The 15,203-nt window shown below is 62.1% G+C and carries 13 protein-coding genes and 1 tRNA gene; 7 read left to right on the plus strand and 7 right to left on the minus strand.

The annotated features are described in order from the left end of the window. Nucleotides 1-7: 7 nt before the first annotated feature. Nucleotides 8-1,510 carry an aldehyde dehydrogenase family protein gene (locus AC1RDQ_RS27940; RefSeq protein WP_492588707.1) on the minus strand — a complete coding sequence of 501 codons (1,503 nt, stop codon included), beginning with the start codon at nt 1,508-1,510 and terminating at the stop codon, nt 8-10. 285 nt (nt 1,511-1,795) lie between these two features. Between AC1RDQ_RS27940 and AC1RDQ_RS27945 the strand changes: the two genes are divergently transcribed. Continuing rightward, nucleotides 1,796-2,302, plus strand: coding sequence for an HvfX family Cu-binding RiPP maturation protein (locus tag AC1RDQ_RS27945; RefSeq protein ID WP_090454938.1), 507 nt, complete (start codon nt 1,796-1,798; stop codon nt 2,300-2,302). 70 nt (nt 2,303-2,372) lie between these two features. On the opposite strand, the gene AC1RDQ_RS27950 is transcribed toward AC1RDQ_RS27945, so the two are convergent. Both AC1RDQ_RS27950 and AC1RDQ_RS27955 read right to left on the minus strand, forming a co-directional pair. Then, nucleotides 2,373-3,347 (minus strand): nitrilase-related carbon-nitrogen hydrolase, encoded by a 975-nt coding sequence (locus AC1RDQ_RS27950; protein ID WP_492588708.1) that lies wholly within the window; start codon nt 3,345-3,347, stop codon nt 2,373-2,375. Between the two features lie 101 nt (nt 3,348-3,448). Further along, nucleotides 3,449-4,381 carry a GlxA family transcriptional regulator gene (locus AC1RDQ_RS27955; protein WP_489340458.1) on the minus strand — a complete coding sequence of 311 codons (933 nt, stop codon included), beginning with the start codon at nt 4,379-4,381 and terminating at the stop codon, nt 3,449-3,451. 158 nt (nt 4,382-4,539) lie between these two features. Here AC1RDQ_RS27955 and AC1RDQ_RS27960 point away from each other — a divergent pair, with 158 nt between their 5' ends. Then, nucleotides 4,540-5,202, plus strand: coding sequence for a glutathione S-transferase family protein (locus AC1RDQ_RS27960; RefSeq protein ID WP_492588709.1), 663 nt, complete (start codon nt 4,540-4,542; stop codon nt 5,200-5,202). Nucleotides 5,203-5,308: 106 nt separating this feature from the next. Here AC1RDQ_RS27960 and AC1RDQ_RS27965 read toward each other — a convergent pair. Then, a tRNA-Gln gene (locus AC1RDQ_RS27965) sits at nt 5,309-5,383 on the minus strand. 321 nt (nt 5,384-5,704) lie between these two features. Between AC1RDQ_RS27965 and AC1RDQ_RS27970 the strand changes: the two genes are divergently transcribed. Then, the gene (locus AC1RDQ_RS27970) at nt 5,705-6,133 is read left to right on the plus strand and encodes a hypothetical protein (protein ID WP_057715243.1); all 429 of its coding nucleotides are present in this window, start codon (nt 5,705-5,707) and stop codon (nt 6,131-6,133) included. 105 nt (nt 6,134-6,238) lie between these two features. Here AC1RDQ_RS27970 and AC1RDQ_RS27975 read toward each other — a convergent pair whose 3' ends face one another. From AC1RDQ_RS27975 to AC1RDQ_RS27985, 3 genes are all read right to left on the minus strand, one after another. Then, on the minus strand, nt 6,239-8,227 hold the full coding sequence (locus AC1RDQ_RS27975) for a peptidase U32 family protein (RefSeq protein WP_090454936.1): 1,989 nt from the start codon (nt 8,225-8,227) through the stop codon (nt 6,239-6,241). A 228-nt stretch (nt 8,228-8,455) separates the two neighbouring features. Then, nucleotides 8,456-8,836, minus strand: a complete 381-nt coding sequence (locus tag AC1RDQ_RS27980) for a RidA family protein (RefSeq protein ID WP_008021538.1) — start codon at nt 8,834-8,836, stop codon at nt 8,456-8,458. Nucleotides 8,837-8,912: 76 nt separating this feature from the next. Beyond that, the gene (locus tag AC1RDQ_RS27985) at nt 8,913-9,707 is read right to left on the minus strand and encodes a PAS domain-containing protein (RefSeq protein ID WP_492588710.1); all 795 of its coding nucleotides are present in this window, start codon (nt 9,705-9,707) and stop codon (nt 8,913-8,915) included. Between the two features lie 187 nt (nt 9,708-9,894). Here AC1RDQ_RS27985 and AC1RDQ_RS27990 point away from each other — a divergent pair, with 187 nt between their 5' ends. The 4 genes from AC1RDQ_RS27990 (at nt 9,895) to AC1RDQ_RS28005 (ending at nt 15,202) form a co-directional block, all read left to right on the plus strand. Continuing rightward, nucleotides 9,895-11,541: an APC family permease gene (locus AC1RDQ_RS27990; protein ID WP_492588711.1), complete on the plus strand. Its 1,647-nt coding sequence runs from the start codon at nt 9,895-9,897 to the stop codon at nt 11,539-11,541. A gap of 45 nt (nt 11,542-11,586) precedes the next feature. Next, a complete protein-coding gene (locus tag AC1RDQ_RS27995) occupies nt 11,587-12,513 on the plus strand; it encodes a 4-hydroxyproline epimerase (protein ID WP_492588712.1) in 927 nt (308 codons plus the stop codon). 57 nt (nt 12,514-12,570) lie between these two features. Further along, nucleotides 12,571-13,518 carry a dihydrodipicolinate synthase family protein gene (locus AC1RDQ_RS28000; RefSeq protein WP_492588713.1) on the plus strand — a complete coding sequence of 316 codons (948 nt, stop codon included), beginning with the start codon at nt 12,571-12,573 and terminating at the stop codon, nt 13,516-13,518. A 106-nt stretch (nt 13,519-13,624) separates the two neighbouring features. Next, nucleotides 13,625-15,202, plus strand: coding sequence for an aldehyde dehydrogenase (NADP(+)) (locus AC1RDQ_RS28005; RefSeq protein ID WP_492588714.1), 1,578 nt, complete (start codon nt 13,625-13,627; stop codon nt 15,200-15,202). The last annotated feature ends 1 nt before the right edge of the window (nt 15,203 follow it).

Consider the following 15,203-nt stretch of genomic DNA (forward strand, 5'->3'; position numbering starts at 1 on the left):
CGCCATCTCAGCGTTTGACGCCCAGATCGATTTGGGTCATGCGACTACGAATGGTAAACACGCCATCACCCGAGAGAATCGCACTGCGAGCAAACAGGCGCCCGCTATCCCAGTTCGAAAGCCCCAGTTCCGGCTTGTTCAACGCGTACTGGCCATCGACCCAACGGGTGATGCCATTGCCGACAAAAGGCGCGTTGACCGCGTTGTAGAAGCGCTCCTGAGCCTCGGCACTTTCACTGATCAATGACACGGTGAATTGCGGGCTGTAGCGATTGAACAAGGCAATGGCATCGTCCAGGTTGTCGACGATCTTCAGGCTGACTTCCGGGGTTTCTTCCCACTCCCATTCACGGCCCAATTGATCTTCCGGCAACGGCTCGGCCTGCGCCTCGCTTTGATAGCCTTCGGCACGGTATACCTGGACCATTGCAGTCAGCCAGTCTTGCAGCAGGTGCGACTCGCTGCCTTCAACGATATGCAGCTTGCAGCCCTGGCCCCGTGCGGTGCCGGCCTGCTTGAGTGCGTCGAGGAACAGCGGCACCAGTTCAGCGGCGCGGTCGCGGTGAATCAGGCAGACGTTCAGGGTGTTGCAGACCTTGCGGTCCAGGGAGTTGCGCACCACGGCGGCAAAGCGCGGGGCGTCGGCATCGGCGTTGGCGATCAACCAGGCGCCACCGGTGCCGTGCAGGCTGACCGCCGTGCCAGCCTGCTGCGCGATGCTGCCCAACTGGCTGACGGCGCGCCCCGAACCACGGGCCACTGCCAATGACAGGCGTCGGTCAGCGAACATCGCCCAACCGGCGGCGTGGTTGACACTTTCCACCAGCGACACGGCACCGGCCGGCAAACCGGCGTCGCTTAGCGCAGGGTTCAGTGCATGGGTGACGATCGCCTGGGCGGTGCCCAACGCATCACTGCCAATGCGCAGCACGGCGGTGTTGCCGGTACGCAACACACCGGCCGCGTCGGCAAACACATTCGGCCGGCCTTCGAAGACGAACGCGACGATGCCCAGCGGCGAGACCACTTGCTCGACTTTCCAGCCATCGTGTTCGACGCAACTGATCACCTTGCCACGACTGGCCGGTGCATCACGCCAGGCGCGCAGGCCGGCGATCATGTCGCAACGCATGCGCTCATCGGCCAGCAACCGGGTGGTCGAACGACCTCGCGCCTTGGCCCGTTCGATGTCGGCCAGGTTGGCGGCTTCGATCAAGGCCCAGCATTGCGCGGTTTCCAGGCGTTGGGCAAACAGGTCGAAGAAGGCGCTGATGGCTTGATCGGACACTGCCGACAGCGCGGTGAATGCCGCCTGGGCGCGCTCGATCGCGACGTTGGCCGCTTGCTGGTCCGCCACGGGAATCAGCAGCAACTCGCCGCTGACCTGCTCCACCAGCAGGTGGTCACCGGGCTGGAAGCGTTGCGCCAGTTCGGGGCTGACGACAGTGACACGATTACCGGCGAAAGGGATTGGCGTGCCAGCGACTAGACGTTCGAGCGCAAGAGACATGAAGCGGTTTCACCATGCAGGGGGCGGCCAGAAAATGTATAGCAATTTCCCTGTGGGAGCGAGCCTGCTCGCTCCCACAGGGGGTAAGCGATGGCCGTTTACGTATCTCAGTGTATACAGCCCCACCCCAGACACACCTCGCACTCAAAACCCCGCCACAACGACACACCGCAGATACACCCCTTTGATGAAATACGCCTGTCGATTGGCCAAGCCGATCAAAGCGCTCAACTCTCGGGGGTATGCCGTTGCCCCGCCGCCCTGACCTGAAAGAGAACTACGCCCATGAACACCTCCGTTTCTTCGGCCGTCAAAGGCCTGCACCTGAACCTCGACCGCGCCGGCGACTGGGTTGCCCCCCTGGCGCTGCGGGTGTTCCTCGCCTGGGAATTTTTCGAGTCCGGCCTGGAAAAATTCAACGGCCAGAACTGGTTCGCCGATATCCAGGAGCGCTTCCCGTTTCCGTTCGACCACCTTCCAGCGACGCTGAACTGGGAACTGTCGATGTGGGCCGAACTGATCTTCGCCCTGACCTTGCTGGTGGGCCTGGGCACACGTTTTTCGGCGCTGAGCCTGATGGTGGTGACCCTCGTCGCAACCGCCGCTGTCCATTGGCCCGCCGACTGGCACAGTCTCAGTGAACTCGCCCAAGGCTATGCCATCAGCAACAAGGGTTACGGCAACTTCAAGCTGCCTTTGATCTATCTTGTGGCCCTCACGCCGCTGTTGCTGTCGGGTGGCGGTAAGCTCGGCATCGATGCGCTGCTGGCGCGTTGCTTCTGGCGACGCTGAAACGACAGCTGCAACGCCGACAAACAAAAAGGGGACTTCCATGAAGTCCCCTGTTTTTTTTTCCCCGGAACTAACCCATCACCTCTTCCAGCCCGGTCTGTTCGGTCAGTTTCGGATGCGCGCTGCGCTCATGCACATGGGATTGCGGCGTGCGGTCGATCAGCAGACTCAGCAGTTCCGGGCGGCTGTAGTGTCCACGGGAATCCATCATGCGCTTGCGCTTGTCGATCAGGCCCATGTCGAGGTCGGCGATCACCTCGCCCTCACCTTCCTGCAACGAACCCAGCACCGAGCCATCCGGGCCGATGATCGCGGTGTAGCAACCGCCGGAGATCGGACCGATGGCGCAACCGGTGTCGGCCATGATCTGCGCCTGTTGCTCGGGGTACAGCCACGCCGTGGAGTTGACCACAAAGCATGCGGTCTCCAGAGCATGCTGACGAATGCTGACTTCCATTTGCGAGGCGAACAGCGGACCTGCAAACGACCCCGGGTACATGGCCGCATGGATCTGTTCGCCATCGGCCATCAACGCATAACGGGCCAGCGGGTTGAAATGCTCCCAGCAGGCCAGTTGCCCGATGCGCCCTACCGCGCTGTCGACGGCCCGCAGGCCGGAGCCGTCGCCCATGCCCCAGATCATGCGCTCGTGGTAGGTCGGGGAAATCTTGCGGCGACGCTGGATCAGCGAGCCGTCGGCATCGAACAGCAACTGCGTGTTGTACAACGTGCCACCATCGCGCTCGTTGACGCCGATGGACACGACCATCCCCGCTTGCCTGGCCGCAGCGCCGATGGCATCGGTGGCGTGCGAAGGCACGGTGACCGCCTGGTCCAGCAGCTTGAGGTGTTCGGCGGCCATTTCGAATGGCGACTGCACGTAGGAAAAGTACGGGTAGTACGGCACCACGGTTTCCGGGAATACGGCGAATTGCACACCCTGCTCGCCGAGTTCGAGAATCTTCTGCACCACTTTGTCGACGGTGCCTTCTCGGCTGTAAAGAACAGGGCTGATTTGTACGGCGGCGGCTTTGACGAGGGTCATGGCGGTGATCTCATTGAGGGAAAGGTTTCAACGAGATAAATATTACGTAAATAATATTAAGACCTGAATGTCGTATACACCACCTTTCAGGACATCACGATTCAGCCCCGACTGGCACGCTGAATCACCTGCGGCGGCTGCCCGAACGCACGAATAAAAGCGCGGCGCATCCGCTCCCGGTCACCAAAGCCGGTGTCCGTCGCTACCGCATCGATAGAGTGCCGTCCGGTTTCCATCATCAACCGGGCCGACTCCACCCGCAGGTTTTCGATGGCCTTGGCCGGAGACTGGCCGGTTTCGGCATGAAACACCCGGCTGAATTGCCGAGGGCTGAGATTGGCCGCACTGGCCAGCTCCTCGACCGACAGCGCGGACTTGAGATTCTGCCTGGCGTAATTCAGCGCGGCCTGTATGCGATCGGTCTTGGGGGCCAGCTCCAGCATCACCGAAAACTGCGACTGCCCGCCGGAACGCCGGTGATACACCACCAATTGCCGCGCTACCTTGCGTGCAACGTCGACGCCCAGATCGTTCTCCACCAGGGCTAGCGCCAGATCGACGCATGCGCTCATGCCGGCAGCCGTCCAGACGTTGCCGTCGTTGATGAAGATCCGGTCTTCCTCGACCTTCACGTTCGGGTACGCCTTGCGAAACGCCGACACATGCGCCCAGTGGGTGGTCGCCCGCCGACCATCAAGCAAACCGGCCTGGGCCAAGGCAATCGCCCCCGTGCAAATCGAGCCCAGACGCCGGGTGCCGTGGCTGGCGCGGCGCAGAAACTCCAACATGCCCGGCGTGGTCGGGCGGATCAGGTTGTCGCCCAGGACCAGTAGCGTATCGAACGCGCGCTGGTCAAACGCTTCGGTCTGCACTGCAAAACCGGCGGACGTTTGCACCAGGCCACCCGGCTCGGACAGCAATGCAATGCGGTACAACGGCTCGTCGCCGGCGCTATTGGCCAACTCGAAGGCGGCACACATGGCCAGGCCCAGAACCTGGAAGCCGGGGTAAACAATGAGTCCGATCTGGTGCATGGCGATATGACCCTAAACGTGGCATGCCTGATGTTCAGGCCAGAAGACTTGTACTCTAACCCGAACAGCAGGCGCCGGGCATCAGGGTGGAGCACCTCGCGCATCGGCCGATAGCGACGGATAATCAGGTGGTTTCCATCCCACCGAGGAATTGCAGGATGTCACTGACTCTTTATTTCCATCCGCTCTCGTCGTTCTGCCACAAAGCGCTGATCGCTCTCTATGAGCTGGGAATCGAGTTTGAAAAAAGGGTCATAGACCTGGGTAACGAGGCTGACCGGGCCGAGCTTCAAGCGCTGTGGCCGATCGGCAAGTTTCCGGTGCTGCGCGATCACGCCCGGCAAAAGGATGTGCCGGAGTCGAGTGTGATCATTGAGTACCTGGACCGGCTTCATCCCGGCCAGGTGCATCTGGTTCCGGACGACTGGGAAACCGCGCTGGAGGTGCGTCTGTGGGATCGTTTTTTCGACCTGCACATCCAGGTGCCGATGCAGAAGATCGTCGCTGACAGAATCAATGCCGCAAATGGCGACCTGACCCGCGAACGCGCCGCGCTAATGACGGCGTACGGCATGCTTGAACGTCAGCTGGCGGCAAGAACCTGGGTCGCCAGCCCCGCGTTCAGCATGGCCGACTGTGCCGCCGCCCCGGCACTGTTCTACGCCAGCACCCTCGTACCCTTTCCCGGCGATCATCGCCACTTGAGTGCTTACTTCGACAGGTTGACCCAAAGGTCCTCGGTCAAGCAGGTCATCGACGAGGCAAGGCCGTATTTTTCCTGGTACCCGTTTGCCGAGGCCATCCCGGAGCGCTTTCGGTAGTGACGCCAGCGCGACCGGGGAACGGGAGGCAAAAACCAACGAATCGACGAGTCGACGAATAATAACCGTCGGTCGAGTGTTATCTGATTATGCAGGAATAAAAAAATGGCAGGGGCGGCTGGATTCGAACCAACGCATGGCAGGATCAAAACCTGCTGCCTTACCGCTTGGCGACGCCCCTGTATCTGTTGCGATGAGTGCCTGGCACTCGCTTTCTTGAGTGGCAACAAGACCTGTTGCCTGCTCTCGCGGCTGGTTCCCTGAGGGCCGCTGCAAGAGTGGGCGCAAATTTACCAACTTTTTCCTCGTCTGGGAAGCCCAAACAAAAAAAATTGTTCATTAAAACAGGCGCTTAGTGTTGAGCCGGATCTCGGGGATTTATCGGCGCACATTCAGCCCGAACAGCTCTGCTACGCTTTTCTTTACTCGAATTGAATCGGGAATCGTTTATGCAACACCCTTCCCTTGCCATTTGAGGGCGCCAAAAGTGAAAGGCAAATTAATGGGGGCCGCTGCAACCCTTCTGGTACTCGGGACCGCGGTTTATGGGTTGAACACCTGGGAACACATCCAGAACCAGCGACAGGAAGCGGTCTGCAAGGCCGCTCGGGAGCACCTGAATGACCTGGAAACCCAAGCGCGAGCCTTGGCCTCCGGGTTGACGGTCGAAGCCTATGCCGAAGCCGAAAAAGCCGAGGCCGGCCAGTTGGTCCTGGCACTCGATACCGCCAGGAATGAAGCCGAGGTCGATGCCGTCATCGACAAGCACGCCGCTGCCATCGAGGCGCAGATAACGGCCGAGGAGGCTGAGGTCCAGTCCCGAGGCGAACAACCCTTCCTCGGTCAGGAACTGAAAAGGCAACGCATCCCGACCGACGTCAAACAGGAATTCAAACGAGCTGAAAAGGCCGTCGCCGATACCTGTAAATAGTGTCGACCGCCAGCTCCAGGTTTATCGTCAGCGTCTGGAATTTCAGCAAAAGAGGTTTCAGGCTGGAACAGGTGAGCGCGCTGTTGCAGCGCACTCACCGGTCACTCAGTGCGGCGCGCGCGGGATGGTCTTGAGCAGGTCTTCGGGGCTGATGTGCCCCACCACGCTGCCCGGTTGCGGCAGGTTGAGGATGTGGCCTTTCATCTTGCCGATGATGTGCATTTCACAAGGCTTGCAGTCGAACTTCAACGTCAGCACTTCATCGCCGTGTATCAGCTGCATCGGTGCAACCTTGGTGCGCACGCCAGTCACGCCCTTGGCCTGTTTCGGGCACAGGTTGAAGGAGAAACGCAGGCAGTGCTTGGTGATCATCACCGGCACCTCGCCGGTTTCCTCGTGGGCCTCGTAGGCCGCGTCGATCAGCTTGACGCCGTGGCGGTGATAGAAGTCGCGGGCCTTCTGGTTGTAGACGTTGGCCAGGAAGGACAGGTGCGACTCCGGGTACACCGGCGGCGGCGTGGTCTCGGCCTTACGGCTGCCACGCGGGTGGGCGGCGATCCGCGCTTCGGTCAAGGCGTCGATCACTTCACGGCGCAGGGCCTTGAGCTGCGAGTTGGGGATGAAGTACGCCTGCGGCGCGTCCAGCTTGATGTCGATGGCATGGTACTGCGTGGTACCCAGTTGGCCGAGCAGATCCTGCAATTGCTCCAGCGCCTGTTCCGGTTTGTTGGCGGCGCCGAACGGGCCGGCCAGGGTGACGCTGGCGCTGATGCCCTCTTCGCTGGTAGCGGTCAGTTCCAGTTGCTCTTCACGCAGGCAAGCGACCCAGTTCAGGGCAATTCGACGCTCGGCGGAGGTCTTTTGCAGCGCCTGTTGCCAGTTGTGATCAAGGTTGCGATTCAGCGGATGATTGGGGCGCAGCTTGTACATCCCCTCCGGCATCTCGTTGGGCTCGACGCGATAGCGATAACGTTTCTCGCCGTCCTCTTCGAATTCGCCTTTGGGTTCGGCGATGTTGGCGCGGAACCCCACCACTTCACGCTTGACCAGCACGTTGAGGCCGTCGCCGTTGGACAGCGGCTCGTGCGTCACGACCTGCATGTCGCGCTTGGCGACTTTTTCGACCACACCCACCGGCAGACCGGTGAAGGTCGGCGAATCAAAGGCGCCAATGTCGATCTTGCGGTCAGTGACGAAGTAATCGGTGCTGCCACGGTGGAAGGTTTTTTCCGGGTCGGGCAGGAAGAAGTGCGCGGTGCGGCCGCTGGAGGCACGGGCCAGGTCCGGACGATCTTCGAGCACGGCGTCGAGGCGCTGACGATAGTAGGCAGTGATGTTTTTCACATAGCCCATGTCCTTGTAGCGGCCTTCAATCTTGAACGAGCGCACGCCGGCCTCGACCAGGGCGCGGATGTTGGCGCTCTGGTTGTTGTCCTTCATCGACAGCAGGTGCTTTTCGTAGGCGATCACCCCACCTTTTTCGTCCTTGAGGGTGTACGGCAGACGGCAGGCCTGGGAGCAGTCGCCACGGTTGGCGCTGCGCCCGGTTTGCGCGTGGGAAATGTTGCACTGGCCGGAAAACGCCACGCACAACGCACCATGGATAAAGAACTCGATGGCTGCGTCGGTTTCGTCGGCGATGGCGCGGATCTCCTGGAGATTCAGCTCGCGGGCCAGCACCAGTTGTGAGAAACCGGCCTGATCGAGGAACTTCGCTCGCTCCAGGGTGCGGATGTCAGTCTGGGTACTGGCGTGCAGCTCGATCGGCGGAATGTCCAGCTCCATCACCCCCAGGTCCTGGACGATCAGCGCATCGACGCCGGCGTCGTACAACTGATGGATCAGCTTGCGGGCCGGTTCCAGTTCGTTGTCGTGCAGGATGGTATTGATAGTGGTGAACACCCGCGCGTGGTAGCGACGGGCGAACTCCACCAATTGGGCGATATCACTCACTTCGTTGCAGGCATTGTGGCGGGCGCCGAAGCTTGGGCCACCGATGTAGATGGCATCGGCGCCATGCAGGATGGCCTCGCGGGCGATGGCGACATCGCGGGCAGGGCTGAGCAATTCCAGGTGATGTTTGGGCAAAGACATAGTTTTTTTAGTCAGGCTTGTCACGGTCGAGGCGTGCATTGTAGCGGCGAAACGCCTGACCGGCACCCGTATGCTGCCGGGTGGTGCTTCGAGCAGGCCTCAATCCCTGTAGGAGCGAGCTTGCTCGCGATGGCCGTCAACGATAACGCTGGCAACCTGATGCCCCGAGTCGCTCTCAGGTTCATCGCGAGCAAGCTCGCTCCTACAGTATTGTGTGTGTTGCCGTGATCAGGCCTTGGCCGCCATCGCGGTCACTTCCACGCGCATGCCTTCAACCGCCAACGAGGCAACCCCGACAGCAGCGCGCACTGGCCAGGGTTTGGCGAAGTAGCGCTTGTAGACCTCGTTGAACGCGGCGCGGTCGGCCATGTCGGTGAGGTAGATGGTCAGGTGCATCACGCGGTCCATGGAACTGCCGGCTCGCTCCAGCGCGACCTTCAGCGCTTGCAGGGTGCATTCGCTTTGCAGGGTGATGTCGCCCAGTTCCAGGCTGCCGTCGGCGCGGGTGGGGATCTGGGTGGAGACCAGCACACCGCCGAAACCGACAACGTCGGAGGAAATCGAATCCGCATCGGGATCAGGGGTGAAGGTCAGGTCGTGGTTTGCCATGAGGACTCTCTTGCTTGAGGTGGTGAGGCAGGCGCCTTTTGCGCGGCCAGTTTACAGGGCCATTGGCGGCGCGTCGCTAATCCAGACCGGACGGCTGCTGGTGACCGGTGGCCTGCCGGTACTGGCGCGGGGTGAAACCGGTTAATGCCTTGAACTGCCGGGTGAACGCACTGTGGTCGGTATAGCCGCATTGCAGGGCGACCTCGGTGATCGGCATATCGGTGTGGAGCAGTCGATGCGCGTGTTCCAGGCGAACCTTCTGGATCATCTGCCGTGGCGTCAGGTGAAACACGCGCTTGCAGTAGCGTTCCAGTTGCGCCACGGAAATACCGGCGATGCGCGTCAACTCGCCCAGGGTGACGCGACGGTTGAAATGCGCGCGAATATGCTCGTCCACTGCCGCCAGGCGCTGGTACGCCGGGTGCGTGTCACTGGCCGATTGCAGGTCGACCGAAATGCCCGCCAGACCGATGATTTCATTGCGGCGGTTATACAACGGTCGTTTATGGGTCAGGCACCAGCCGGGTTCCCGGCTGCCGTACAGATGCAGCTCCAGCTGGTCTTCCAGCACCCGCCCCTGCTCCAGCACCCGCCGGTCCTGCTCGGTGTAACCAGGCCCCAGTTGCTCCGGGAACACCTCGGCGCTGGTTTTCCCCAGCAGCGGTTTTAGCTGCTTCAAACCACAGCGCTGCACCAGCGTGCGGTTGGCCATGACATAGCGCGCCTGCACATCCTTGATGAAGATCGCCGCATTCGGAATGACATCCAGCATGGGCAGCAGAAGCGCAACGCCCGCCAGCAGTTGCTCGATGGATTCGGGGCGATTCGAGTCGTCGCCCTGGCACAACAGCGCAAACGCATCCTGAGTCATCAACCGGTCCCTCGCAAAAATCAGACATTTCCCATTGTGCTGATTTCGTCATCGACACCCAAGGAAAACATCAATCGCGGGCACGCCGCCAAGTTCACTCTATGGCCACCGCCCTCCTCGGCAAAACCGACCGGGGCGTCTTGAAGTGCACACCTGCCTATCCAATAACTCACAAGAAGGCGATGCCATGTCAGGCCAAGGCAAGTTCAAAAAACAACTTTCGTTGATAGACCTTACGTTTATCGGACTGGGGGCCATCTTCGGTTCCGGCTGGTTGTTCGCAGCCAGTCACGTGTCCGCCATCGCGGGGCCGGCGGGGATCTTTTCCTGGCTGCTGGGCGGTTTTGCGGTGCTGCTGCTGGGCATCGTCTACTGTGAACTCGGCGCAGCGCTGCCCCGTGCCGGCGGTGTGGTTCGCTACCCGGTTTACTCCCACGGCCCGTTGCTGGGTTACCTGATGGGCTTCATTACGCTGATCGCGTTTTCCAGCCTGGTGGCCATCGAGGTGGTCGCCGCGCGCCAGTATGCCGCTGCGTGGTTTCCCGCATTGACCCAGGCCGGTTCCAGCAATCCAACGGCGCTTGGCTGGCTGGTCCAGTTCGGCCTGCTGTGCCTGTTCTTCATGCTCAACTACTACAGCGTGAAAACGTTCGCCAAGGCCAACAACTTGATCAGCATGTTCAAGTTCATCGTGCCGCTGCTGGTGATCGGCGTGCTGTTCACCTTCTTCAAACCAGAGAACTTCCAGTCCCAGGGCTTCATGCCGTTCGGGCTGTCAGGTGTCGAGATGGCGGTGTCCGCCGGCGGCATTATCTTCGCCTACCTGGGGTTGACGCCGATCATCTCGGTGGCCAGCGAAGTGAAGAATCCACAACGCACCATTCCGATTGCACTGATCCTCTCCGTACTGCTGTCCACCGCCATCTATGTGTTGTTGCAAGTGGCGTTCCTCGGCGGCGTGCCTACCGAAATGCTCGCCAACGGTTGGGCCGGCGTGGCCAAGGAACTGGCCCTGCCCTACCGCGACATCGCCCTGGCATTGGGTGTGGGCTGGTTGGCTTATCTGGTGGTGGCCGACGCGGTGATCTCTCCCAGCGGTTGCGGCAACATCTACATGAACGCGACACCGCGAGTGATCTACGGCTGGGCGCAGACCGGCACCTTCTTCAAGGTCTTCACCCGCATTGACGAAAAGTCCGGCATCCCGCGTCCGGCGCTGTGGCTGACCTTCGCCCTGTCGGTGTTCTGGACCCTGCCCTTCCCCTCCTGGGAAGCGCTGATCAATGTGGTCTCCGCCGCGCTGGTGTTGAGCTACGCCGTGGCCCCGGTGTCGGTGGCTGCCCTGCGCCGCAATGCGCCGGACATGCCGCGCCCGTTCAAGGTCAAGCGCATGGGCGTCCTGGGCCCGGTGTCATTCATCATCGCCGCGCTGATCGTCTACTGGTCCGGCTGGAGCACCGTGTCCTGGTTGCTCGGCCTGCAAATCCTGATGTTCGTGGTGTACCTGCTGTGCGGACGTTTCGTGCCGACCCAACACCTGAGCCTGGCCCAACAAGTGCGTTCTTCGGCGTGGCTGATCGGCTTCTATGCCGTGACCATCGTGCTGTCCTGGCTCGGCAGCTTCGGCGGCATGGGCGTACTCACCCATCCCTTCGACACCGTGGTCGTGGCGGCCTGCGCGATGGGCATCTACTACTGGGGCGCGGCCACCGGGGTGCCGGCGCATCTGGTTCGCCTGGAAGACGAGGACGGAGAAAGCCAAGCCGATCCTGCTCACACCGGCACGACCACAGGCCAGCGTCCGATTGGTGTATCCGCCCAGACCTCTCGCTGAAATTCAGGCCAGCAAAGCCTGCGTGTTCCTCAAATGGAAAGGTTTATGAAAAAAGTACATGTCATTGATTCCCACACCGGCGGCGAGCCGACTCGCCTGGTGATGTCGGGCCTGCCCCAGTTGCCCGGCCGGACCATGGCCGAGAAGCGCGATGCCCTGCGCGAGCAGCATGACCAATGGCGTCGCGCCTGCCTGCTGGAGCCCCGTGGCAACGATGTGCTGGTGGGGGCGCTGTACTGCGAACCGGTGTCGCCGGATGCCACCTGCGGCGTGATCTTCTTCAACAACGCCGGCTACCTCGGCATGTGCGGTCACGGCACCATCGGCCTGGTCAACTCGCTGCATTACCTGGGGCATATCCAGCCCGGCGAGCACAAGATCGATACGCCGGTCGGCCCGGTCATCGCCACGCTGCATGAGGACGGCAACGTCACCCTGCGCAACGTGCCCGCCTACCGCTACCGCCAACAGGTGCCGGTCGAAGTACCAGGACATGGCCGCGTGTACGGCGACATCGCCTGGGGCGGCAACTGGTTTTTCCTGGTGTCCGATCACGGTCAGGCCTTGCAGATGGACAACGTCGAGTTCCTCACCGAGTACACCTGGGCAATGCTCAAGGCCCTCGAGGCCCAGGGCATCCACGGTGAAGACGGCGCGCTGATCGACCACATCGAACTGTTTGCCGACGACGATCACGCCGACAGCCGCAACTTTGTCATGTGCCCGGGCAAGGCCTACGACCGCTCGCCCTGCGGGACCGGTACCAGCGCAAAACTGGCGTGCCTGGCGGCCGACGGGAAGCTGGCCGCCGGTGAACGCTGGGTCCAGGCCAGCATCACCGCCAGCCAATTTGTCGGCAGCTACGAATGGGAAGGCGAACACATCATCCCTTTCATCACCGGCCGCGCCTACATGACCGCTGACAGCACCTTGCTGATCGACGAACAGGACCCCTTTGCGTGGGGCATTTGAGCCCCACGCCTTTTCCCTGACCAAATCTGAATGAACGCCTCAAGGAGTAACAACAAAATGAGCGACAACATTTTCACTGGCTGCATCCCTGCACTGATGACCCCATGCACCGCCGAGCGCAAGCCGGACTTCGACGCGCTGGTGGCCAAGGGTCGCGAGCTGATCGACATTGGCATGAGCGCCGTGGTGTATTGCGGTTCCATGGGCGACTGGCCGCTGCTGACCGAAGCCGAGCGTCAGGAAGGCGTGGCGCGCCTGGTGGCCGCCGGTGTTCCGACCATCGTCGGCACCGGTGCCGTCAACAGCCGCGAAGCGGTGTCCCATGCGGCACACGCGGCCAAAGTCGGTGCCCATGGCTTGATGGTCATCCCTCGCGTGCTGTCTCGCGGCGCTTCGGCCACCGCGCAAAAATCCCACTTCGCCGCGATCCTCAAAGCTGCTCCAGGCCTGCCGGCGGTGATCTACAACAGCCCTTACTACGGCTTCGCCACCCGCGCCGACCTGTTCTTCGAACTGCGCCGCGAGTATCCGAACCTGATCGGCTTCAAGGAGTTCGGCGGTGCCGCCGACCTGCGCTACGCCGCCGAACACATCACCTCCAAGGACGATGACGTGACCCTGATGGTCGGTGTCGACACCCAGGTGGTCCATGGCTTCGTCAACTGCAACGCCACCGGCGCCATCACCGGCATCGGTAACGCGCTGCCGCGCGAAGTGTTGCGCCTGGTGGCCTTGAGCAAACTAGCGGCCAAGGGCGATGCCAAGGCGCGTCGTCAGGCGCGGGAACTGGAATCGGCACTGGCGGTGCTGTCGTCCTTCGATGAGGGTTGCGACCTGGTGCTCTACTACAAGCACCTGATGGTGCTCAATGGCGACAAGGAATACACCCTGCACTTCAACGAGACCGATGCGCTCAGCGATGCCCAGCGTCGTTATGCCGAGAACCAGTACGCGCTGTTCCGCCAGTGGTACGAGCAGTGGTCGGCCGAGCAGAACTTCGCCTGACATTCAGCCTGTACAGCGGCGTGCCAAGGTGCGCCGCCTTTATTTTCGCCCACGGCGGTACGGCGTTTTTTTCGCAACGCCCCCCCTCTTTGTTTCAGGAAAGACCATGACTCTGACAGGCAACATGTTGATCGGCCAGCAGGCCATCGCCGGCAACCGCGAAGCGATCCGCGGCATCGATCCCGCCACGGATCTACCTCTTGAACCGCCCTATCACGGTGGCAGCGGCGAACACGTCGAACAGGCCTGCGCCCTGGCGTGGAGTGCCCTGGACAGCTATCGCGCGACATCCCTGGACGCCCGCGCCGAATTCCTCGAAACCATCGCCAGCGAAATCGAAGCCCTCGGCGATGAATTGATCGACCGCGCCGTGGCCGAGACCGGCCTGCCACGCCCGCGCATCCAGGGTGAACGGGGCCGCACTTGCCAGCAGTTGCGAACCTTTGCCCGCACCGTGCGTGCCGGTGAGTGGCTGGATGTACGGGTCGACAGCGCGCTGCCGGAGCGTCAGCCCCTGCCCCGCCCGGACCTGCGTCAGCGTCAGGTGCCGCTCGGCCCGGTGGCGGTGTTCGGCGCCAGCAACTTTCCCCTGGCCTTCTCCGTCGCCGGCGGTGACACCGCGTCGGCGCTGGCCGCCGGTTGCCCGGTGATCGTCAAGGCCCATGGCGCGCACCCCGGCACCAGCGAGTTGGTGGGCCGAGCCCTGGCCCGTGCGGTCAAACTGTGCGGGCTGCACGAAGGCGTGTTTTCGCTGTTGTTCGGCTCCGGCCGCGAAGTGGGTATCGCCCTGGTCACCGATCCGCGCATCAAGGCCGTGGGTTTCACCGGCTCGCGCAGCGGTGGCATCGCCTTGTGCAACGCGGCCCAGGCGCGTCCCGAGCCGATCCCGGTGTATGCGGAAATGAGCTCGATCAACCCGGTCTTGCTGTTCCCGGCAGCCCTGCAATCGCGAGCCGAAGCCCTGGCGCAAGGCTTCGTCGCCTCCCTCACCCAAGGCGCCGGCCAGTTCTGCACCAACCCGGGTCTGGTGATTGCCCGCCAGGGCCCGGACCTAGAGCGCTTCATCCAGTCGGCCGCGCAACTGCTACAGCGCAGCCCGGCGCAGACCATGCTCACCCCCGGTATTTTCAAGGCCTACGAGGCCGGCGTCGGCGCGCTGGCCGAGCATGCCCACGCGAAAACTGTGGCCGTCGGCTTGAAGGGCGAAACCCCGAACCAGTGCCAGACCCACCTGTTCGTCACCCAGGCCAGTGAATTTCTCGTCGACCCGGCGTTGCAGGCAGAAATGTTCGGCGCTGCGTCGCTGATCGTGCAATGCGCCAACGACGAGCAAATCCGCCAGGTCATCGAACACCTGGAAGGCCAGTTGACCGCCACCCTGCACCTGGACGATGCCGACGTGGAGAGCGCCAGGGCCTTGCTGCCGACTCTGGAGCGCAAGGCCGGGCGCCTGTTGGTCAATGGCTGGCCGACCGGGGTCGAGGTGTGCGATGCCATGGTCCATGGCGGCCCGTTCCCGGCGACGTCCGATGCGCGCACCACCTCGGTCGGCACCGCCGCCATCCTGCGTTTCCTGCGCCCGGTCTGCTATCAGGACTTCCCCGACGCCCTGTTGCCGGCCGCGCTCAAGCACGGCAACCCATTGCAGTTGCGTCGCCTGCTCGACGGCCAGAGAGAAGCCTAGG

The sequence above is a fragment of the Pseudomonas sp. GW823-FHT02E01 genome (assembly GCF_058797535.1).

What these genes read in the sequence shown, in the direction of transcription:
- AC1RDQ_RS27980 (WP_008021538.1), bottom strand. Translation starts at nt 8,836, where the DNA reads ATGGCAAACCACGACCTGACCTTCACCCCTGATCCCGATGCGGATTCG.
- AC1RDQ_RS27940 (WP_492588707.1), bottom strand. Translation starts at nt 1,510, where the DNA reads ATGTCTCTTGCGCTCGAACGTCTAGTCGCTGGCACGCCAATCCCTTTC.
- AC1RDQ_RS27955 (WP_489340458.1), bottom strand. Translation starts at nt 4,381, where the DNA reads ATGCACCAGATCGGACTCATTGTTTACCCCGGCTTCCAGGTTCTGGGC.
- AC1RDQ_RS27950 (WP_492588708.1), bottom strand. Translation starts at nt 3,347, where the DNA reads ATGACCCTCGTCAAAGCCGCCGCCGTACAAATCAGCCCTGTTCTTTAC.
- AC1RDQ_RS27995 (WP_492588712.1), top strand. Translation starts at nt 11,587, where the DNA reads ATGAAAAAAGTACATGTCATTGATTCCCACACCGGCGGCGAGCCGACT.
- AC1RDQ_RS27985 (WP_492588710.1), bottom strand. Translation starts at nt 9,707, where the DNA reads ATGACTCAGGATGCGTTTGCGCTGTTGTGCCAGGGCGACGACTCGAAT.
- AC1RDQ_RS28005 (WP_492588714.1), top strand. Translation starts at nt 13,625, where the DNA reads ATGACTCTGACAGGCAACATGTTGATCGGCCAGCAGGCCATCGCCGGC.
- AC1RDQ_RS28000 (WP_492588713.1), top strand. Translation starts at nt 12,571, where the DNA reads ATGAGCGACAACATTTTCACTGGCTGCATCCCTGCACTGATGACCCCA.
- AC1RDQ_RS27970 (WP_057715243.1), top strand. Translation starts at nt 5,705, where the DNA reads ATGGGGGCCGCTGCAACCCTTCTGGTACTCGGGACCGCGGTTTATGGG.
- AC1RDQ_RS27960 (WP_492588709.1), top strand. Translation starts at nt 4,540, where the DNA reads ATGTCACTGACTCTTTATTTCCATCCGCTCTCGTCGTTCTGCCACAAA.
- AC1RDQ_RS27945 (WP_090454938.1), top strand. Translation starts at nt 1,796, where the DNA reads ATGAACACCTCCGTTTCTTCGGCCGTCAAAGGCCTGCACCTGAACCTC.
- AC1RDQ_RS27975 (WP_090454936.1), bottom strand. Translation starts at nt 8,227, where the DNA reads ATGTCTTTGCCCAAACATCACCTGGAATTGCTCAGCCCTGCCCGCGAT.
- AC1RDQ_RS27990 (WP_492588711.1), top strand. Translation starts at nt 9,895, where the DNA reads ATGTCAGGCCAAGGCAAGTTCAAAAAACAACTTTCGTTGATAGACCTT.